An 18971-nucleotide genomic window follows, 5' to 3' on the forward strand; every position below is an offset into this window, starting at 1 on the left:
TTGTTTTATATAAGGAATAATCAGTTTGCTCAAAATTTGGGCGGTGCACAAAGTGCGCCGCCCAAAGAACGACCTATCGCTCGATCGTCAGCGCCACGCCCATGCCGCCGCCGATGCACAGCGAGGCAATGCCCTTCTTGGCGTTCTGGCGCTGCATTTCATGCAGCAGCGTCACCAGGATGCGGCAGCCCGACGCGCCGATGGGGTGGCCGATGGCAATGGCGCCGCCGTTCACGTTCACCTTGTTCACGTCCCAGCCCATTTCCTTGTTCACGGCGCAGGCCTGCGCGGCAAAGGCTTCGTTGATCTCGAGCAGGTCGAGGTCGGCGGCCTTCCAGCCGGCGCGCTGCAGCGCCTTGGTCGACGCGGGCACGGGGCCCATGCCCATGATGGCCGGGTCGAGGCCGGCGGTGGCGTAGCTCGCGATGCGGCCCAGCGGCTTGAGGCCGAGCGAGGCGGCCTTCTTCGCGGTCATCACCATCACGGCGGCTGCGCCGTCGTTCAGGCCCGAGGCGTTGCCCGCGGTCACGCCGCCGGCCTTGTCGAAGGCGGGGCGCAGGCCGGCCAGACCATCGGCGCTGGTCTTGCGGTTGATGAACTCGTCCTTGTCGAAGACGATGGGGTCGCCCTTCTTCTGGGCAATGCTCACCGGCACGATCTCGTCCTTGAACTTGCCGGCGTCCTGCGCGGCCGCGGCCTTGGTCTGGCTGCCAAGGGCGAGTTCGTCCTGCGCGGTGCGGTCGATGCCGAACTTCTTGGCCACGTTCTCGGCCGTGATGCCCATGTGGTACTGGTTGTAGACGTCCCACAGGCCGTCCACGATCATGGTGTCGGCCAGCTTCCAGTCGCCCATGCGCTGGCCGTTGCGCGAGTTGGGCAGCACGTGCGGCGCCATGCTCATGTTCTCCTGTCCGCCGGCAATCACGATTTCGCTGTCGCCCGTTGCCACGGCCTGCGCCGCGAGCATCACGGCCTTGAGGCCGGAGCCGCACACCGCATTGATGGTGAGCGCCGGGGTTTCCTTGGCTCCGCCGCTCTTGAGCCATGCCTGGCGTGCGGGGTTCTGGCCAGCGCCAGCGGCCAGCACCTGGCCCATGATCGCTTCGCCGACCTGGTCGGCCGTGAGGTTGGCACGCGCAATCACTTCCTTGATCACGAGGGCGCCCAGCTCGGTGGCCGCAATGCCGGCGAGCGAGCCGCCGAATTTGCCGACCGCCGTGCGTGCAGCCGAAACGATGACGATGTCTTCCATGAGGTTCTCCGTTGAAGTGATTTGAAGTGAGTGAACGAGTGCGTCGGCCGGCCGGTTATGCCCTGGCCTTGACGTACCGGCCCGGGGCCGGCTCGATGGCCTTGTATTTCTTGCCGTCTCCGTACGCCTTGGGCGCCGGAACCTGCTTGCCCGCATGGCCCTTGAGCCATTGTGCCCAGTCGGTCCACCAGCTGCCGGGCTGCTCAGTAGCGCCGGCCAACCATTCGGCCTGCGTCTTGGGGAACTTGCCGTCTTCGCGAATCCAGTGGCTGCGCTTTTTCTTGGCCGGCGGATTGATCACGCCCGCAATGTGGCCCGATGCGCCCATGACGAAGCGCTTCTTGCCGGGCAGCAGTTGCGTGGACGCATAGGCGCCGCCGATGGGCACGATGTGGTCTTCGCGCGAGCCGTAGATGTAGACCGGGATGTCGATCTTGCCCAGGTCGATCTTCTCGCTGCAGACGGTGAGCGCGTTCGGCTTCGCCAGCTTGTTCTCGTGGTACGTGTTGCGCAGGTACCAGGTGTAGAACGGGCCCGGCAGGTTGGTGGCGTCGCTGTTCCAGTAGAGCAGGTCGAAGGGCGGCGGCGTCTCGCCCTTCAGGTAGTTGCCCACCACGTAGTTCCACACCAGGTCGTTCGGGCGCAGGAAACTGAAGGTCGAGGCCAGGTCCATGCCCGGCAGCAGGCCGCCCTTGCCCAGCTGCATTTCGCGGTACGCCACCATTGCCTCGTCGACGAAGATGTCGAGGATGCCGGTGTCGCTGAAATCGAGGAACGTGGTGAGCAGCGTGACCGACGCCGCCGGCTTTTCGCCGCGCGCCGCGAGCACCGCCAGCGCGGTGCTGAGAATGGTGCCGCCCACGCAGAAGCCGAGCGCGTTGATCTGCTTGCTCCCACTGAGCTCCTGCACCGTGTGGATCGCCTTGATGACGGCGTTCTCGATGTAGTCGTCCCAGGTGGCATTGGCCAGCGATTCGTCGGGGTTGCGCCAGCTCACCACGAACACGCGGTGGCCCTGCTCGTTGGCGTAGCGGATCAGCGAATTCTCGGGCTGCAGGTCGAGGATGTAGAACTTGTTGATGCAAGGCGGCACCAGCAGGAAGGGCCGCTCGTACACCTTGGCCGTGAGCGGCTTGTATTCGAGCAGCTGGAACAGCTCGTTCTCGAACACCACCGCGCCTTCGGTGGTCGCCACGTTGCGCCCCACTTCGAAGGCGCTCTCGTCGGTCATGCTGAGGTGGCCCTGCTTCACGTCGTGCAGCAGGTTCTGGATGCCCTTGGCGATGCTCTCACCCTGCGTCTCGATGGCTTTTTTCTGCGCCTCGGCATTGAAGGCGAGCGAGTTGCTCGGCGACGAGGCGGCCATCCATTGCTCGACCGCGAAGCGCAGGCGCGCCTTGGTCTTTTCGTCGCCGTCGATGGCCTCGGCCATGTTCAGCAGCGTGCGGCCGTTGAGCAGGTACACGGCCGCCGAAAAAGCCGCGAGCGGGTTGCTGCCCCAGGCTTCGGAGGCAAAGCGCCTGTCGCCTTCGGGCTTGGCGGCGAAGCCCTGGCGCCAGAGTTCGGTGGCCTCGGCCACGTACTGCTGCTGGATGGATTGGAGCTTTTCGGGGTCGATGGAGATCTTGGGCAACTCGGGCATCCTGGCCGACGACGGAATCTGCCACAGGGGCGTGCCGCCGGTGACATTGAAGGCCGAAGCCCCCTGCGCGGCGGATTGCTGGAACGATTCCAGCGCCTTGTTCCATCCCTCTGAAAGTGCCTGCTGGAAGGGCGCGAACGCGTCGGCCCCCGTCGCTTGTTGCTTCATCATGTCTCCTGGTCCTCGCCTGAGTCTGTACGGATGGCTTCTCGTGTTTTGAGTATGCTGCATTTCACGAGGCGCTCACAACGCCGCCCACTCACTTACCGACTGAAACTTGTTGTGTTCATCCACCTGATCGTGATCGGTTGGCTCTACGTTGCCCTGATGATGGCCGTGGCCGAAGCCACCAACACCACGGGCACCGTGCTGGGCGCCATCTTCACATTTCTTTTGTACGGATTGGCGCCGGTCGCCTTGGTGGTTTACCTGATGGGAACGCCGGGCCGGCGCCGCGCGATCAGGCAGCGGGAGGCCGAAGCGCAGGAAGCGGCACGCCTGGCCGCGGCCGCCGATGCAGCAGCGGCAAGCGAAAAAGACTCAGGCCTTCCAGACCAGGGCGGCGAAGCGCCCGCTGATGCCGTCCCGCCGGTGCGAAAAGAACCGTGACGGGTTGGCGACGGTGCACCAGCCGTCGCTGCCGTCGTTGCCATACACCGCCTCCACGCCGGCCGCGCGCAGGCGCTGCCGCGCGAGCGCGGGCAGGTCGGCAAGCCATTTGCCGGCCGCCGGGGCGGGTTGAAAGCAGCTTGCGGCCTCGGGCGCATGCGCCTCGAACGCTGCCTTGACCTCGGGCCCGACCTCGAAGGCCTTGGGCCCGATGCAGGGGCCGAGCCACGCTATGACTTTGCTAGCACCGTGTCGGGGACCGGCTTCAGGCTCCGGCGTGAAACACCGGGCGGTGGCTTCGAGCACGCCACCGGCCAGGCCGCGCCAGCCGGCGTGCGCGGCCGCCACCCGCTGGCCCGATCCGTCGGTGAAAAGCACGGGCAGGCAGTCGGCGACCATGATCGTGCAGGCCAGCCCGACCGTGGTGGCGGTGCAGGCATCGGCCGCCGTGCCGTCGTGCACGGCGCCCGCCGAGCCGGCCTCATCGAGCGCCGCGACGCCGGTGCCGTGCACCTGCTGCAGGAAGACCGGGCGCGCACCGATGGCTTGCCCCACGCGGTGGCGGTTCTCGGCGACGTCATCAGCCAGGTCGCCCACGTGGTCGCCGAGGTTGAGGCTTTCGTAGCGGCCGCGCGAAACCCCGCCCTGCCGCGTGGTGCACACGGCCCGCACATTCGGTGGCGCCGGCCATTCCGGCACGAGCCAGTGCGCGTCCATGATGGCGGGCCCGGTCACCCGGTCAGGCTTCCGCGTCGGGCGCCTGCGAGGGCTGGGCGCGCTGGAAGGCGTCGAGCTCCATGCAGGCCTCGTAGGCGGCCATGGTGCGCGGCAGGCCGCTGAAGTCGCAGTCGAAGCGCTTGCCGTTGAAGATCTGCGGCACCAGGCAGCAGTCGGCCAGCGTGGGCGTATTGCCGTAGCAGAAGATGCCCCCGGGGTGCTGCGCCAGCTGGCGCTCGAAGGCCAGCATGCCTTCGCGCACCCAGTGGCGATACCAGGCATTCTTGGCGGCGTCGTCGAGCTTGAGCTCTTTCACCAGGTACTTGAGCACCCGCAGGTTGTTCAGCGGATGGATCTCGCAGGCGATCGACTGGGCCAGCGCGCGCACGTGCGCACGGCCGACCGGGTCGCTCGGCAGCAGCGGCGGCTCGGGGTTGGTCTCGTCGAGGTATTCGATGATGGCCATCGACTGCGAAAAGCGCTCGCCCTCGTCTTCGAGCAGCGGCACCAGCATGTCGGCCGAAATGGCCGAGTACGGCCCGGTGCGATGGTCGCCACGGGCAATGTGCACCGGCACGTAGTCGAACTCCAGGCCCTTGAGGTTCAGCGCAATGCGCACCCTGAACGACGCGGAGGAGCGGAAGTAGTTGTGCAGCTTCATGATTCCAGGAGCATAGCGCTCACCGGCAGCCTCGGCCTGCCTCTGGCACACTGCCGTTTTTTCCAGTTTCGCTGAAAAGGACCGTCGCAATGGCTTCCGAGTTTGTTTTTGCCCCGCCCGCCACCGTTTCGGTTCCGGTGGTCGGCCAGCCGGCCCGCTTTCCGGTGCATCGCATCTATTGCGTGGGCCGCAACTACGAAGATCACGCCAAGGAAATGGGCTTCACCGGCCGCGAACCGCCCTTCTTCTTCATGAAGCCGGCCGACGCCGCAGTGGTGGTCGATGCGGGGCAGACCGGCACCATTGCCTACCCCACCCTGACCAAGAACCTGCACCACGAGATCGAGCTCGTGGTGGCCATCGGCACGGGCGGCAAGAACATCCTGGCAGCCGATGCGCACAAGCACATCTTCGGCTATGCCGTGGGCCTGGACATGACGCGCCGCGACTTGCAGAACGACATGAAGAAGCAGGGCCGCCCCTGGGACATCGGCAAGAGCTTCGAGCAGAGCGCGCCCATCGGTCCGATCGTGCCGGTGGCCGCGGCCGGCGACGCCGAAAAAGCCGAGATCTCGCTGCAGGTGAACGGCACCGACCGCCAGCGCAGCACGGTCGCCAAGCTGATCTGGAACGTGGCCGAGACCATCGAGCATCTGTCGGCCGCCTGGGAGCTGCAGCCCGGCGACCTGATCTTCACCGGCACGCCCGAAGGCGTGGCCGCGGTGGTGGCGGGCGACACGCTGGTGGGCGAAGTTGCCGGACTGCCCAAGCTGACCGTCAAGGTCGTCTGACTGATATGCGCCCCCACGCTCATCACTTCGTGTATTCGCTGCCCCCCGAGGGGGCGCAGGCCTCCCTTGGGGCGGCCCGGCGAGAGGCCTGACCCCACACTCCATGATCCTGCGCGTACCCATCAAGCACTGCAAGAACTGCGGCACCGCGGTGGTCTACCGCGTCCCCGACGACGGCGACACCAAGGAGCGCGCGGTCTGCCCGGCCTGCAGCACCATCCACTACGAAAACCCGCTGAACGTGGTGGGCACCATCCCCGTTCTCGGCGACAAGGTGCTGCTGTGCAAGCGCAACATCGAGCCGCGCTGGGGCAAGTGGACGCTGCCCGCGGGATTCATGGAGCTCGGCGAAACCGCGGCCCAGGGTGCAGCCCGCGAGACCGACGAAGAGGCCGGCGCCCACTACGAGATGCAGGGCCTGTTCGCGGTGATCAGCGTGGTGCGCGTGGGCCAGGTGCACATGTTCTACCGCGCCCGCCTGCTGGACGACCGCTTCGACCCGGGCCACGAGACCATCGAGGCCCGGCTTTTCACGGAGCAGGAAATTCCGTGGGAAGAAATCGCCTTTCGCACCGTGCGCGAGGCACTCGAACACTTCTTCGAAGACCGGCGGCGCGGCAGCTTCGACCGGGTGCACGAACTCAGCATCGTTTGAAACGCATGAACAAGGCACTCCGCACCACCACCACCTCGGCCACCTTGCTGCGCCGCGGTGCCCTCGCCTGCGGCCTCGCCCTCGGTGCGGGCCTGGCCGTGGTGGCGCATGCTGAAACCGTGGGCGACGTCGACACCGCGTTCAAGCTCATCGGGCCCGACCACAAGATCGTGGTCGAGGCCTACGACGACCCCAAGGTCAACGGCGTGACCTGCTACGTCTCGCGCGCCAAGACGGGCGGCCTGGCCGGTGCTTTCGGAGTGGCCGAAGACAAGTCGGAGGCCTCCATTGCCTGCCGCCAGGTCGGCCCGGTCAGCGTCACGCAGCCCCTGCCCAAGCGCGAAGAGGTCTACACCGAGCGGCTGTCGATTCTCTTCAAGCGGCTGCGCGTGGTGCGCATGGTCGACGCCAGGCGCAACACGCTGGTCTATCTCACCTATTCCGACCTGCTGATCGACGGCTCGCCCAAGAACAGCGTCACCGCGGTGCCTATCGACCGCGGCACCCCGATCCCGCTCAAGTAGCTTCACATCCGGGCCCGGGCGGTCCGCCCGGTTCGGGCAACCCCTGCGAGTTTGCTAGCATGCCCCGCGGTGGCTCGCCCGGCGCGCCGACCCGAAGGAACCCTCCGCAACGAAATCGTTCCAACAGAGCCATGCACCTTCAAGATCTTGTTTTCCGTACCGGCGCCGCGGTTCTCGTGGCGGCCGGCCTCGCAGCCTGCACCACGCCGCAGCCGCCCGGGCGGCCGGGCCTGAACATACCTCCGCCCGTCCAGCAGCCGCAGGCCATGTTCATCCGGCCAGCCAGCGGCACGACCATTGCCCGCTTCGACGGCGTGCGCAACAAGGGACTCGACATTGCCGGCAACGCCGGCGACCCCATCGTGGCCTCGGCCGACGGCCGCGTCGTTTATGTGGGCGGCGAGCTGCGCAGCTACGGCAACATGGTCATCATCAAGCACAACGAGACCTTCCTCACCGCCTACGCCCATGCGCAAACCATTCTCGTGAAGGAGAACGCGGTGGTGCGGCAGGGCCAGAAGATCGCCGAAATGGGCAAGAGCGACACCGACCGCGTGAAGGTGCACTTCGAGATCCGCAAGAACGGCACCGCCGTCGATCCCGAGCCCTACCTGAGCGGACGCCTGCAGCAATAGCGCAGAACGCGCCTCAAAGCAGGCTCTCGGGCACCAGCGGGGCGAACAGCTCCAGTTTCCAGCGCGACCAGAAATCCGTTTCCGGCTCCACGTGCAGGATGGTGTCGGCCGCGTCGCCCGACCCCGGGTTCACCCACTCGATGCCGCCGCGCGGGCCCAGCTGCAGCTGGTAGGCGCCGTCGAGGCGGATGAAACCGATCAGGCTGGTGAGCTGCTGCGCGATCTGCGGACTGAAGATGAAGATCCCGATCTCGGTGTTGTGCAGCATCGAGCGCGGGTCGAAGTTCATCGAGCCGATGAAAACGATATTGCGGTCGACCACGGCCGACTTTCCGTGCAGCCGGCCGCTGGCCGAACCGTACATGCCGAAGCGCTTGGTTTCTTCGACGCGCTTGGGGCTCAGCTCGTAGAGTTCCACGCCAAGGCGCAGCATCTCGGGCCGGTAGCGGCGATAGCCGATGTGCACCAGCGATTCGTCCGTGGCCGCCAGCGAATTGGTGACGATGGTGTAGCTCACGCCCCGCTGCCGCACGAGGCGGATCGTCTCCATGCCGCCGCGCCCCGGAATCAGGTAAGGCGTGGTCTGCAAGATTTCCTGCTGCGCGCCGCGCAGGTATCGCCGCACGTTGTAGAGCACGCTGTCGGTCGACTCGTCGGCCGGCAGACCGCGAATCTCGTCCGTGGGCCCCAGTGCCTTGGCGGGCGCATCGGCATAGGCTTCGGCGCGCGCCCAGACGAGCGACAGCACGCCCTCGCCCAGGTCCTTGGCGAGCGCGTTGTTGCCCAGCAGATCGGTCGAAACCGGCGGCTCGGGGTGCAGCGTGTCCGGTCCGCCGGTCAGCTGCTCGAAACGCTCGCGCAATTGCTGCGGCGTGGCGCCGCCGTTCGAAACCAGCGACTCGACGGGATACACATAGGGGCTGTTCCAGTACATGTCGAACAGCGACGAAAGCCGCGGCACGACCGTGCCGGCCACCAGCGTATCGATGTCGATGAAGTTGGAGCCGCCATCGCGCAGAAAGTATTCGTTGGCGATGTTGCGCCCGCCCATCACCGCCATCGTGTTGTCCACCACGAACAGCTTGTTGTGCATGCGGCGGTGCACGCGGTCGAAGTCGAGCAGCGACGATGCCCAGCGCGTTCCCAGCCGGTCGCGCCCGGCCGGGAACGGATTGAACATCCGCACCTCGACGTTCGGATGCGCCGCGAAGCCCGCGAACAACGGGTCGGCGCCGGCGGTGTAGAGGTCATCGACCAGCAGGCGCACGCGCACGCCGCGCTCGGCCGCATCGCGCAGCGCGCGCAGCAGGTAACGGCCGGTTTCGTCGTTCTGCACCAGGTAGTACTGCACGTCGATGGAGCGCTGGGCCCGGCGCGCGAGCTCGACGCGCGCATGCAGCGAAAACTGCGGCATCGGCAGCAGGCGAAAGCCGCTCAGCCCCTGTCCCGGCGGCGATGCCGCGGTGACCATCCGGCCAAGCTCCGTGTCCGCGCCGTCCGTGATGGCCACCGACGGCTTGCGTTCCACCCCCGCCGGCAGGCCGGCACAGCCGCCCAGGAACAGCAAGGCAATGCCGAGCAAGAGCCACAGCGGCCACTGCGCCCAGGAGCGGCGCAAGCCGGCGCTGCCGGCCGTCTCTGAAATTCGCGGGGTGAGGTGTTCTGACATCGGTCGATGCGATGCGCAACGCGCGCAGGGTCGCCGGTTTCTACCATGAGCCAGGGAAAAACCGCGCGCATGGAGTCCTCCTACACCATTGGCAAGAGGCAAGCTGACGCACCCGCGCCTGCGGCGGCGCCACATTGGAGCAACGGAGCGAAGCAGGCCAGCATTTCGGATGCGAGGCCGGCGGCATCGGACACAAACTTCGTTCTCGACTATTTCCGCCTGAGTGCGGACCCTGTAGAACGCCCGCTCTTCTCCCCTTAGTCCTCTCCCGCCACCAGCACACCGAGTTCGCGTGCCGGATGCCGATGCTTCGCGAGCGCCGCGACGAAGGCCTCGATGGCAGACTCGAAATTCTCCGGCCCAGCGCGCAGCACGCCCGGGTCCGGATCCCCCGAAGGCAGGGCCTCGGGAATCTTCGCTTCGGCCAAGAGTGCGGCGGACGCGCCGAGCGCAAGAATCGTCTTGCCGTGCTGGAACTGGTCCTTGATGATCGGCTCGGTGTGGAGATTGGCGGAGAGAAGCTCCACGCCTTCGGTTCCGTCGGGCAGCACCAGCGCGTCGAACAAGAAGCCGGGCTCGCTCTCCATCGAGGCGTCGGCGTCCATCGTTCCACCCTCGGCGGTGCGGAACGGCCCGATGCGCGGGCCCACCAACCGGCCTACGGCGCCCGCTGCCAGCAATGCCGCCTGGATGGCCGCGATCTGCTCGCCTTGTATGCCGTCCGCCACCAGCAATGCCACCTTGCGCGTTCGCACCGAGCCGTCGCCGGGCCGAGCCATCAGCGAGAGTGAGGGTGAACGCGTCACCTCCGGCTTCACGGGCTGCTCGAGTGCCTTGGGCAGCGCGGGCGGCAGGGACATGCCCAGCCCATCGGCCACCTGCTGTGCCAACAGCGGCGAAGCATTGACGAGGCTTGCCACCATGCGTTCGCGCACGGCAGGCACGGTGCACTTCGATAGTTCGAAGCGAAACGCGGCCGCGATGTGCGCCTGCTCGGTGGGCGTCTGGCTCTCGAAGAAAAGCGTGGCCTGCGTGTAGTGGTCGGCAAATTTCTCGGGCTTGCCGCGCACCTTGTCCTGCTCCACGCGCTGCGGAAAGGTCATGAAACCCGCCGAAGCGCCGGCCTGGAACGGACAGCCGCCACCCAGCGAGTTGGGCTCGTAGGCCGCGCGCCCGCGGTGGACGGCCTGGCGGTGCATGCCGTCGCGCTGGTTGTTGTGCACCTGCGCCATCGGCGCATTGATCGGCAGCTCATGAAAGTTCGGCCCGCCCAGCCGCGTGATCTGCGTGTCGACATACGAGTGGATGCGCCCGGCCAGCAGCGGGTCGTTGGTGAAATCGATGCCCGGCACCACGTGAGCGGCACAAAACGCCACCTGCTCCGTCTCGGCAAAGAAATTGTCGGGATTGCGGTTGAGCACCAGGCGGCCTACCGGCGTGAGCGGCACCAGTTCTTCCGGCACTATCTTTGTGGCGTCGAGCACGTCGAAACTGAAGGCATTGGCCTCCTCCTCGGTGAAGATCTGCAGGCCGAGTTCCCACTCCGGAAACTCCCCGGCCTCGATGGCCTCCCACAGGTCGCGGCGATGAAAGTCGGGGTCGGCGCCCGAGATCTTCACCGCCTCGTCCCATACCAGCGAATGGGTTCCGAGAACGGGTGTCCAGTGGAACTTGCAGAACACCGAGTCGCCGGCTTCGTTCACAAGCCTGAAGGTGTGCACACCAAAGCCCTGCATCATGCGAAAGCTGCGCGGAATGGCGCGATCGGACATCGCCCACATCAGCATGTGGGTGGACTCTGGCATGAGCCCGACGAAATCCCAGAAGGTGTCGTGCGCGCTCGCGGCCTGCGGCATCTGGTGATGGGGCTCGGGCTTCACGGCGTGGACGAGATCCGGGAATTTCATCGCGTCCTGGATAAAGAACACGGGCATGTTGTTGCCCACCAGGTCCCAGTTGCCTTCCTCCGTGTAGAACTTGACGGCGAAGCCGCGCACGTCGCGCGCGGTGTCCTTGGAGCCGCGCTCTCCAGCCACGGTGGAAAAGCGCACGAAGACCGGTGTGGTTTTTCCCGCTTCGCGCAGCGGCGCCGCTTTGGTGAACTGTGGAATGCCTTCGTAGCATTCGAAAAAGCCGTGGGCGCCAGAGCCGCGCGCGTGCACGATGCGCTCGGGAATGCGCTCGTGGTCGAAGTGAGTGATCTTCTCGCGAAGTATGAAGTCTTCCAGCAACGCGGGGCCACGCAGGCCGGCCTTCAGCGAGTTCTGGTTGTCCGCGATGGGCACACCCTGGTTGGTGGTGAGCCGCTGGCCACCCGAGTCCACGCGCACTCGGTCAAGGGATTCGATGGTGGCATTCAGGCCCGGCATGGCCATGCTGCCAGTCTTCTGCGAGTCGATCTCTTCCGAGAGCGTGCTGGCCGTCGCCGCGGACGACAGCGGCTCGGCTGTCTGGCCGGCCTGGGGGTGAAGCGCGTTGTCGTGTCCATGCTCCAGTGGCTTGTTCGCATTGAAAGGCATCGAAGCCGCAAGCGCCTGCGCGTGCGCGGCCTTTTGCGATGGGGGGTCGGTCGGTATTCCGCCCGGCAGGTTCGCGGCGCCGCTGTCGGTGTTGCGGGCAGCTGCCGCGGCGTTGGTGGTGGCGCGGTCGGAACCGGGAGGCGTCTTGGAGGTTGACATGAAAACTCCGTTCGATGAGTTGCGTCGCAGTCGCGGGGATGGGTCGCGTGTTCAGGCGCGCGCATGCCGGCGCAGGTGGCCGGAACGCCGTGCCAGGAAGAGCCCGGCCGCGGCCAATCCGACCATCGCGATGGCCGCGGTGTTGCCCGAAGCCGCGCGGCCCATGTCGAGCGCGATCTCGCCGGAGCGCGGCCCGGCAAGCTGCAACCGGCGCTTGGTCATCTGCGCGCCAAGGTCGCCGAGCTTGTCGGCCAGCAACTTCTCGGCCGCGGGCAGCAGAATGGTTTCTTCGTCCGCGACGTGATGCATCACGTCCCGCATCAGCGTCGACAGGGTTTCGTCGTAGTCCTGCGCTTCGGGTTCCATGGTGCGGAGCAGGCTGATGAGGCGGCGCATCTCGGAATGCTCGTCAAGCGCCTTCGTGATGCGTTCGTCCTCGCAGACCTTGCGCATCTCGGGATAGAAGATTTCTTCTTCGAGCTGCGCATGAATTTCGAGTGCGGTGCAGATGGTGTTGACCAGGCCCTTCTTCACCCGGGACGGCGCACTTGCCTTGTACTGGTGGAAGGTGGAGAGCACGTGCGTGTGGTCCAGGCGAATCATGTTGGTCGCCGAGGGAAACAGTCGGGAGACGATGTTTGTCATGGTGAACTCCGAGGCGAGGCGAAAAAAAGGGGCGCCCGGCCGATGGCGGCCGGGCGCCGGGATCAATGGCAAGCGATCCGGTCGGGCTGCCCGCTCAGGCGGCCACGCCCGTGAGCTCTTCCATCAACTCTTCCTTGCGCGCTGCAAGCTGCTCGCGCATGGCCACCAGGTCCAACCCCTTTGCAGCCCGGGCCTTGACGAAGATTTCGTTGCGCTCTTCCTTCACGTGGTGGTCGATGTACTCGCCCAGCACGATGACCTTGGCGTCGAATTTTTCGTCGACATCGGTGGCCGATTCGATCTGCGCGATCAGTTCCTTGGCGGTGCCATGCTCGACTTCGGCTTCGTCCAGAAGATCGGTTTCGCTGATCGCCTCGCGCAGTGCCGGGTAGAAAATTTCTTCCTCGATCTGCGCGTGAATGGTCAGCTCGGTACAGATCTGGTTGGCAAGCTCGCGCTTCTTCTGCTGCGCATCGGCAGCTCTCGAATGGGTCAGTTCCTCGTATTCCTTGAACATCTTCTTGACGTTGCGGTGGTCCGTGTCGAGAAGGCTGCAGGCATCGGGTGCTGCACGCTTGGTGGAGGTGGGCATCGTGGGCTCCGGTTGGGTTGATGGAAGCTGAACGATGAAAGGCCCGCAAACCCCGCCACGTAGGAAAGCTCCTTGAGTGCACGTAGCACAGCGCACTACTCTCGCACTGCTCCCGGACTCATTGCCCCCGCGCTGCGCCAATGCCTATTCGCGGCCGCGCTGCGCCAGCAGGCAGCCGGCCGCCAGCCCCACGGCAAACAGGCCGTAGACGATGCCCATCGAGCGTTTTGAAAGGTGATGCTCGAAACCCGGCGTGAGCCGGCGCGGGGTGATCGTGTAGTCGACCGCGCAGGCCAACGCCGTGGCGGCGCCGGCACTGGCGAGCGCCGCGGGCACCGACTGCGCGGGGTGCCGGCTGGCATGCAGCCAGGCATAGAGCAGCGCCCAGAAGATGGCGCTCGCATGGTGCGTGGCGTAGCCGATGCCGGTGTGCTTCAGCGTGGGCCGGCGCACCGCAAAGGCCTGGTCGCCCCACAGCCAGTGGCTGGTGGCGTTGGTGGGTGCCACCATGCTGCCGGCCTCGCGTCGGCCGCACAGCATCAGCGCCCCGGTGGAAGCAAAGCTGGCCAAAGTGCCGGCCAACAGGCCGGTTCGCAACACCTGCAGCTGCCGCTGGTTTGCAGTCTTCATGAGGCCCCCTACGCAGGACTCGCGGCCACGGGCCGCGTCATGGCGCCGGTCGCCCTGGCGCCGATCGTCATCTCGGTCATCCAGGACACGAGCAGTTGCCCGTAGGCCTGGCGGTGCGCCTGTTTCGAAAGCGCATGGTCGGCGCCCGAGAGAACCCGGTACGTCGCCGAGCGCACGCGCTTGAACGAGCCCAGGTAGTTCTCGATCACCGGGTGCGGCACGATCTGGTCATGCTCCGACTCGACGATGAGCACGTCGCCCGTGAACGCCTCGCATGCCGCCAGCGCACGGTTGTCGCGCGGGCCGACCAGCGTGCGCCGGTAGGCCACGAGATCGGGCCTGCTCAGCTGCCCCTTGGGGGCCAGCCATTCGCGATCGCGATAGAGCGCCGGCGCACGCAGCGCGAGCCAGCGCACCGGCCGCATGGCGCTGACCAGCGCCGCAAGGTAGCCGCCGTAGCTGCTGCCGACGATGGCAATGGCGCCAGGGTCGACAGTCGGGTGGCTGATGAGCGTGTCATAGGCCGCGAGCACGTCGCGCAGGTTGTCCTCGCGGGTGACCTCCTGGCGCAGCGAGGCATGGCGCGCATGGCCTCGAAGGTCGAAGGTCAGGCACACGCAGCCGAGCGCCGCGATTTCGTGCGCGCGCGCGATGTACTGCTCCTGGCTGCCATCCCAGCCGTGGACCAGGAGAACGCCGGGCACCATGGTGGAGGCGGCAACCAGCGTTCCGGCAATGTGCTGACCGTCTACGGATATGTCTATGAAGTTATGTCGGGTCGCTGTCATACGGCTTTTGCAATGCGTATTTGGTGAGGTGTCCCGTCTGTTTGTCGATACCGCGGTAGTGCACCTTTGCATCGTCCGGGATCGGCGCTTGCGCACCATACGCCTCGAAACAGGAAACGCGCACCCGGTCGAGCGTCGGGTCGCCCCAGAAGCATTCGAGCGCAACCATTTCGGCTCCGGTCGCGCCGCCGACGCGCCACGACTGCTCCAGCACGCCCGAGCGCCAGGTGCCGCCCGTGCCCACGCCCTGCGCCACGTCGTAGTTCACGCGCGAGGCAAAGAAGCCCGGAAAGCATTCGATCACTGCGTGGTGATAGCGCCGCGCCTGCTCGATGGCCAGGCACAGCGCCGGTGGCGGGCTGGTCATTGCGAGCAGCGCATCGAAGTTGCCGCGCACGAGCGTCAGGTCGGAGCCGCCATAGACGCTCTGCCCGTCGTTGCCACGCGTCATGCGCTGGCGGCCGTAGTAGCTCATGATCAGATGGTCGACCAGCACCTGTCCCACGCTGTAGGTCTCGGGGTTCTCGAGGTTCTCCTCGACCACCACGCCATGCAACGCGATCTCGCTTTCCTCCATGGCGGCAAGGCAACGGTCCAGCGCCTCGGCGTCGGTGACGACCGTCTGGCCCCGGCCACCGGTGGCGCACACGGGCTTGACGCGCACCGGGCCGTTGTCCAGCAGCTGCCGCCCGGCCCATCGGGCGTCCTCGAGCGAGAACGCCGAGAAGCCGTCGAGCACCGCATCCGATACGCCGGTGGCAAAGGCCGGCGTCCATCCCTCGGGACAGGCGGCCGCGCGGCCGGCGAGCGGGTGCGTGATGGCTTTGGTCGCAACGAAGGGGTACGGAACCACGCCCCCGAACAGGTCGTGCAGCGTCGAGATACCGAGCGAGCGCGCCAGTTGCGTGCTGGAGACGGTGTCGCTCGGCACGAAGTACAGCGGCGTGTTCTCGCGGGCGCGCGAGGCGTCGTATTCGCCGGCGAAGCGGAACTGCTTCAGCGCCGCCAGCCGCTGCGCAAAATTGCTGCGCGTGGCGCGTTCATGGTCGCTGGAATAGGCCTCTGGATCCGCGCTCCAGACCACGACGCTGCCACCGGTGCTTTTCCGGACCGTGTCCACGACGGCGGCTCCTGAACCGACAAGGGTGTCCATGGGATCGGCCCCGGTGTCAGCGGTGCTGCGCCGTGCCGGGCCCGGCCAACCAGCGGCGCCCCCGTTCCAGGCCGATGCCGGACAACGCGCCGACGACGATGGCAAAGGGCCGGCTGAGATCGGTCGTGTTCATCGGGGCAGCTCCTTGTGAACGGTGGCTGGGGCGCACGGAGGTGATCCGTGCATGTCGATGGGTCCGGCTCCTACAAGAACTCTTCGCAGGCGGGCCTAGTTTGAATTTACTGCAGCACGCAGCAGCCGTCATCCTCGCCGCCATGGTCGAACAGCTTTCGCCCCCGCAGGGCGGGATAACGCGCGTCGTCGTGAAAGCGGCCTCCTACGCGCCGCCTGCGCCCGCCATCCAGCATTGTCCAGGCGCATACTCCATTGCGTCGCAAACCAAGGACCAACATGCCCGCTCCATCCATCTCGGAGTCCCGCGCGCTCGCCAAGCTGGCATGGGAGGCCTCTTGGGAACGGCTGGGCAATGCGCTGCAGCCGCCGGCCGGCTATCCCGCGGCAACGGCCGAGCAGATTTCCGAGTGCTTCCGGGTCGCGCAGGTGCGGCTCGACGAGATGCGCGCCGCGTTCGGCGTGCCCGACGACTCCGCTCACAGAGACTCCGGTTCATGGCGCTTTCCCAGCCTCCCGTGCTTGCCCCCCTTCCCGCTGCCGGCCATACGGCCCTGCTGATCATCGACATGATCAGCTGCTGGGATTTTCCCGATGCCGAGAAGCTTCTGCCCGGCGCGCACGCCATTGCCGGGCGGATTGCGGCGCTGAAGGCACGCTGCACGCGCGCAGGTGTGCCCACCATCTACGTCAACGACAACCGGGGGCGCTGGCGCTCCGACTTTCCAAGGCTGGTGGAACTGTCGCTGGCCTCGGGAGGTGCCGGCGCCGAGATTACATCCGCGCTCCTGCCCGAAGAGCCGGACTATTTCGTCCTCAAACCCAAGCAGTCGGCCTTCTTCGCCACGCCGCTCGAACTGCTGCTCGCGCATCTGAAGGCGAGCCGGTTGATCGTGACCGGCGTGGCAAGCGACCAATGCATCCTGGCTACCGTGGCCGACGCGGGCATGCGCGACCTGGAAGCCGTGGTTCCGCGCGACTGCGTGGCCTCGCAGACGCCCGCGCGCAACCAGCGCTTTCTGCGCCAGGCGGAGGAAGCACTGCGGGTCTCCACCGCGTCCGGCTCGCGCATCCGCCTGCCTGCGAAGCGCTGAAAAAGCCGCAGTGCCTCTCAGGACGAGCCTCCGCCAGCGGGCCCGCTTGCCGCAGACTGCTTCGAGCGGTCCGGTTCCGACGGCTGCGAAATGATCTTGAGCGCATCGCCCGCCTTGCCGGCGTCGCCCTTCGCCGCGGTGTCGCCGAGCGAGAGCATGCCCACCAGCTTGCGGTCGAGATCGACCACAGGAATGCGGCGAATCTGGTAGCCGGCCATCTGATTCATTGCGGCATCTACGTTGTCGCTGTCGGTGCACCACTTGATGTCCTTCGACATCACATCGGACAACTTGGTCTCCAGCGGAAGCTTCTGCGCCACCACGCGAAGAACGATGTCGCGGTCGGTCAGCATGCCCATCAGCCGCTGGCCGTCGCACACGGGAATGGCGCCGATGTCCAGCTCGTCCATGGCCTGGGCAGCGAGCGCCACCGAGTCCGAGGGCGACAGGGTCCGGACGCCGCGGGTCATCAGTTCGGATACGCGAGTCATGGGAAATCTCCTGGGTTGGTCAACTCAGCCGGCGCGGCGCTCCGCATTGCGCTTGCGCGTGGCGGCGGCCTTCCTGGCCGAGGCGGAGCGCTCGGCGGCGGTGCGCGATGCCGCCGCCGCGCCGCCCTTGTGCCCGCCCTTGCGCGAGGGCCCGTGGTTCTCGGCCTTGCCGCGCCCGCTGCCGCTCTTCTTGCCACCGCCGGTTTCGGCATTGACCGTGGCCCATGCGCGCCTCTCGGATTCGGCCTTGCCCACGCCGCGATGTTCGTAGCCTTCCTCGATGTGCTCGGCCTTGCGTTTCTGCTTGTCCGTATAGGACGACTTGTCACCTCTCGGCATGATTGCTCTCCTGAAGTGTGAAGGGGATTGCATCGTGCACCCCCCACTCGCGACGGAGGTCGGAAGAGACAGGGCCTGTGCGTGGGAGCAGTCTGGCGGGCGGCAAACGCCGCGCGGCCTTGGGCCCCGCTGTGGGATTGCGCCGACGGCCCCTGAAGCCGATTGCACGACACCCAGCACCTTCGCACGCGCGGAGTATCCGACTGCAGGTGGCCGCCCTCGCCGCCGCCGAAGGGCGCATATGAACCTGTCCGATCTGTTCTCCCCCGATCTGCCGCTGCTCGAAATGGTGGTCCGCGGCAGCGTCATCTACTGGTTCCTGCTGATCGTCTTCCGGTTCGTGCTGCGGCGCGACGTGGGCTCGATGAGCATGGCCGACCTGCTGTTCATCGTGCTGGTGGCCGATGCATCGAGCAATGCCATGCAGGGCGAATACAGGTCCGTCACCAACGGCATCGCCCTGCTGGGCACCTTGGTCGGATGGAACTACCTGCTGGACGTGCTCGCGTTCCGCTATGCCAAGGTGGCGGCCTTCCTGGAGCCGCCCGCCGAGCCCCTGGTGCGGCACGGCAGGCTCGTGACGCGCACGCTCCGGAAGGAGCGCATCACCGCCGAAGAGGTGCTGGCAAAGCTGCGCGAAGAAGGCATTGACGACTTGAGCGTGATCAGGATTGCACGGCTCGAAGGCGACGGAAAGGTCAGTGTCATTCGCAACGACTGACTGCGGCGTGAACGGCCGCCCTGACCACTTACTGCCCCGTCCGGATGCCGGCCCGGGCCTTCGACTCTTCCGCGCTGGCGCGTGAAAGGCACTCGGCCTTGTCTGCGCCCTGGCGGTCGTTGCACTTCTCGACGGCAATCTCGTAGTGCACCGCCACCCTGGTTTCCGCGAGCCTGCGGGCATTGGCGTCGCTCGGATTGCGCTGCTGGTCGAGTTCGGCCAGGGCAATTTTTTCGCGGCCCCTGGCTTCCTTGATGCAGACCGGCCGGCCCGGCCCGGCCAGTGCCTCGCACTGGCCCAAGGCTACCTTGGAGGTGGCGCCGATCCGCTCCCGGGCGGCGCTGTATTCGACGAGGGTGGGGTCGATCTCGGCCGGATGCGGCGGCGGCGTTTGCGCTGCCGCTGGAACCACGGCCGCGCACACAAGCCAAATGGCAACAGACAACGCGTGAAGCTTTTGCATGGCGATCTCCTGTATGTAGATCCGCGTTCAGGCAGTGTGCGCCCCGCACCGGCCCGCCCGGTAGGACGTGGCGCATGGCCAGCGGCGGCA

The 18971-nt window shown here is 66.5% G+C and carries 22 protein-coding genes; 8 read left to right on the forward strand and 14 right to left on the reverse strand.

Features of this window, described 5'->3' with window-relative positions; genetic code table 11:
• Positions 1 to 73: 73 nt before the first annotated feature.
• Positions 74 to 1252: an acetyl-CoA C-acetyltransferase gene (locus ACAM55_RS15175; protein WP_369652355.1), complete on the reverse strand. Its 1179-nt coding sequence runs from the start codon at positions 1250 to 1252 to the stop codon at positions 74 to 76.
• Between the two features lie 55 nt (positions 1253 to 1307).
• Entirely contained in the window at positions 1308 to 3062 is a 1755-nt protein-coding gene (gene phaC / locus ACAM55_RS15180) for a class I poly(R)-hydroxyalkanoic acid synthase (RefSeq protein ID WP_369652356.1), read from the reverse strand.
• 54 nt (positions 3063 to 3116) lie between these two features.
• On the opposite strand from phaC, the gene ACAM55_RS15185 reads away from it, so the two are divergent.
• Positions 3117 to 3503 (forward strand): hypothetical protein, encoded by a 387-nt coding sequence (locus ACAM55_RS15185; RefSeq protein WP_369652357.1) that lies wholly within the window; start codon positions 3117 to 3119, stop codon positions 3501 to 3503.
• Here ACAM55_RS15185 and pgeF read toward each other — a convergent pair.
• The gene (gene pgeF, locus ACAM55_RS15190; RefSeq protein WP_369656405.1) at positions 3435 to 4220 is read right to left on the reverse strand and encodes a peptidoglycan editing factor PgeF; all 786 of its coding nucleotides are present in this window, start codon (positions 4218 to 4220) and stop codon (positions 3435 to 3437) included. The genes ACAM55_RS15185 and pgeF overlap by 69 nt on opposite strands.
• 22 nt (positions 4221 to 4242) lie before the next feature.
• Entirely contained in the window at positions 4243 to 4881 is a 639-nt protein-coding gene (gene maiA / locus ACAM55_RS15195) for a maleylacetoacetate isomerase (RefSeq protein WP_369652358.1), read from the reverse strand.
• A gap of 89 nt (positions 4882 to 4970) precedes the next feature.
• Here maiA and ACAM55_RS15200 point away from each other — a divergent pair, with 89 nt between their 5' ends.
• The 4 genes from ACAM55_RS15200 to ACAM55_RS15215 all read left to right on the forward strand — a co-directional run bounded on the left by ACAM55_RS15200 (position 4971) and on the right by ACAM55_RS15215 (position 7486).
• Positions 4971 to 5672 (forward strand): fumarylacetoacetate hydrolase family protein, encoded by a 702-nt coding sequence (locus ACAM55_RS15200; RefSeq protein ID WP_369652359.1) that lies wholly within the window; start codon positions 4971 to 4973, stop codon positions 5670 to 5672.
• Between the two features lie 103 nt (positions 5673 to 5775).
• Positions 5776 to 6327, forward strand: coding sequence for an NUDIX hydrolase (locus ACAM55_RS15205; RefSeq protein WP_369652360.1), 552 nt, complete (start codon positions 5776 to 5778; stop codon positions 6325 to 6327).
• 5 nt (positions 6328 to 6332) lie between these two features.
• A complete protein-coding gene (locus tag ACAM55_RS15210; protein WP_369652361.1) occupies positions 6333 to 6851 on the forward strand; it encodes a CreA family protein in 519 nt (172 codons plus the stop codon).
• A gap of 131 nt (positions 6852 to 6982) precedes the next feature.
• On the forward strand, positions 6983 to 7486 hold the full coding sequence (locus tag ACAM55_RS15215) for a murein hydrolase activator EnvC (RefSeq protein WP_369652362.1): 504 nt from the start codon (positions 6983 to 6985) through the stop codon (positions 7484 to 7486).
• A gap of 13 nt (positions 7487 to 7499) precedes the next feature.
• Here ACAM55_RS15215 and ACAM55_RS15220 read toward each other — a convergent pair whose 3' ends face one another.
• The 7 genes from ACAM55_RS15220 to ACAM55_RS15250 form a co-directional block, all read right to left on the reverse strand.
• Positions 7500 to 9155 (reverse strand): phospholipase D family protein, encoded by a 1656-nt coding sequence (locus tag ACAM55_RS15220; protein WP_369652363.1) that lies wholly within the window; start codon positions 9153 to 9155, stop codon positions 7500 to 7502.
• Positions 9156 to 9412: 257 nt separating this feature from the next.
• Positions 9413 to 11833, reverse strand: a complete 2421-nt coding sequence (locus ACAM55_RS15225; RefSeq protein ID WP_369652364.1) for a catalase — start codon at positions 11831 to 11833, stop codon at positions 9413 to 9415.
• 51 nt (positions 11834 to 11884) lie between these two features.
• Entirely contained in the window at positions 11885 to 12478 is a 594-nt protein-coding gene (locus ACAM55_RS15230) for a hemerythrin domain-containing protein (protein WP_369652365.1), read from the reverse strand.
• 94 nt (positions 12479 to 12572) lie between these two features.
• On the reverse strand, positions 12573 to 13070 hold the full coding sequence (locus ACAM55_RS15235) for a hemerythrin domain-containing protein (protein WP_369652366.1): 498 nt from the start codon (positions 13068 to 13070) through the stop codon (positions 12573 to 12575).
• A 144-nt stretch (positions 13071 to 13214) separates the two neighbouring features.
• Positions 13215 to 13700, reverse strand: a complete 486-nt coding sequence (locus tag ACAM55_RS15240) for a hypothetical protein (protein ID WP_369652367.1) — start codon at positions 13698 to 13700, stop codon at positions 13215 to 13217.
• 8 nt (positions 13701 to 13708) lie between these two features.
• Positions 13709 to 14488: an alpha/beta hydrolase family protein gene (locus tag ACAM55_RS15245; RefSeq protein ID WP_369652368.1), complete on the reverse strand. Its 780-nt coding sequence runs from the start codon at positions 14486 to 14488 to the stop codon at positions 13709 to 13711.
• Positions 14469 to 15641: a DUF3182 family protein gene (locus ACAM55_RS15250; protein WP_369652369.1), complete on the reverse strand. Its 1173-nt coding sequence runs from the start codon at positions 15639 to 15641 to the stop codon at positions 14469 to 14471. The genes ACAM55_RS15245 and ACAM55_RS15250 overlap by 20 nt, the downstream gene beginning before the upstream one ends.
• 411 nt (positions 15642 to 16052) lie before the next feature.
• Here ACAM55_RS15250 and ACAM55_RS15255 point away from each other — a divergent pair, with 411 nt between their 5' ends.
• Both ACAM55_RS15255 and ACAM55_RS15260 read left to right on the forward strand, forming a co-directional pair.
• Positions 16053 to 16334 (forward strand): hypothetical protein, encoded by a 282-nt coding sequence (locus tag ACAM55_RS15255; RefSeq protein ID WP_369652370.1) that lies wholly within the window; start codon positions 16053 to 16055, stop codon positions 16332 to 16334.
• Positions 16292 to 16867: a cysteine hydrolase family protein gene (locus tag ACAM55_RS15260; protein WP_369652371.1), complete on the forward strand. Its 576-nt coding sequence runs from the start codon at positions 16292 to 16294 to the stop codon at positions 16865 to 16867. Before ACAM55_RS15255 ends, ACAM55_RS15260 begins: the two co-directional genes overlap by 43 nt.
• 17 nt (positions 16868 to 16884) lie before the next feature.
• Here the strand turns inward: ACAM55_RS15260 and ACAM55_RS15265 are convergent, their stop codons facing one another.
• The gene (locus ACAM55_RS15265; protein WP_369652372.1) at positions 16885 to 17358 is read right to left on the reverse strand and encodes a CBS domain-containing protein; all 474 of its coding nucleotides are present in this window, start codon (positions 17356 to 17358) and stop codon (positions 16885 to 16887) included.
• Positions 17359 to 17382: 24 nt separating this feature from the next.
• Positions 17383 to 17697 (reverse strand): plasmid stabilization protein, encoded by a 315-nt coding sequence (locus ACAM55_RS15270; protein ID WP_369652373.1) that lies wholly within the window; start codon positions 17695 to 17697, stop codon positions 17383 to 17385.
• A gap of 241 nt (positions 17698 to 17938) precedes the next feature.
• Between ACAM55_RS15270 and ACAM55_RS15275 the strand changes: the two genes are divergently transcribed.
• Positions 17939 to 18418 carry a DUF421 domain-containing protein gene (locus tag ACAM55_RS15275; RefSeq protein WP_369652374.1) on the forward strand — a complete coding sequence of 160 codons (480 nt, stop codon included), beginning with the start codon at positions 17939 to 17941 and terminating at the stop codon, positions 18416 to 18418.
• Positions 18419 to 18446: 28 nt separating this feature from the next.
• Here ACAM55_RS15275 and ACAM55_RS15280 read toward each other — a convergent pair whose 3' ends face one another.
• Positions 18447 to 18881, reverse strand: coding sequence for a hypothetical protein (locus tag ACAM55_RS15280; RefSeq protein ID WP_369652375.1), 435 nt, complete (start codon positions 18879 to 18881; stop codon positions 18447 to 18449).
• Between the last annotated feature and the right edge of the window lie 90 nt (positions 18882 to 18971).

It is taken from the genome of Variovorax sp. V213, assembly GCF_041154455.1.
Taxonomy (GTDB): domain Bacteria; phylum Pseudomonadota; class Gammaproteobacteria; order Burkholderiales; family Burkholderiaceae_C; genus Variovorax.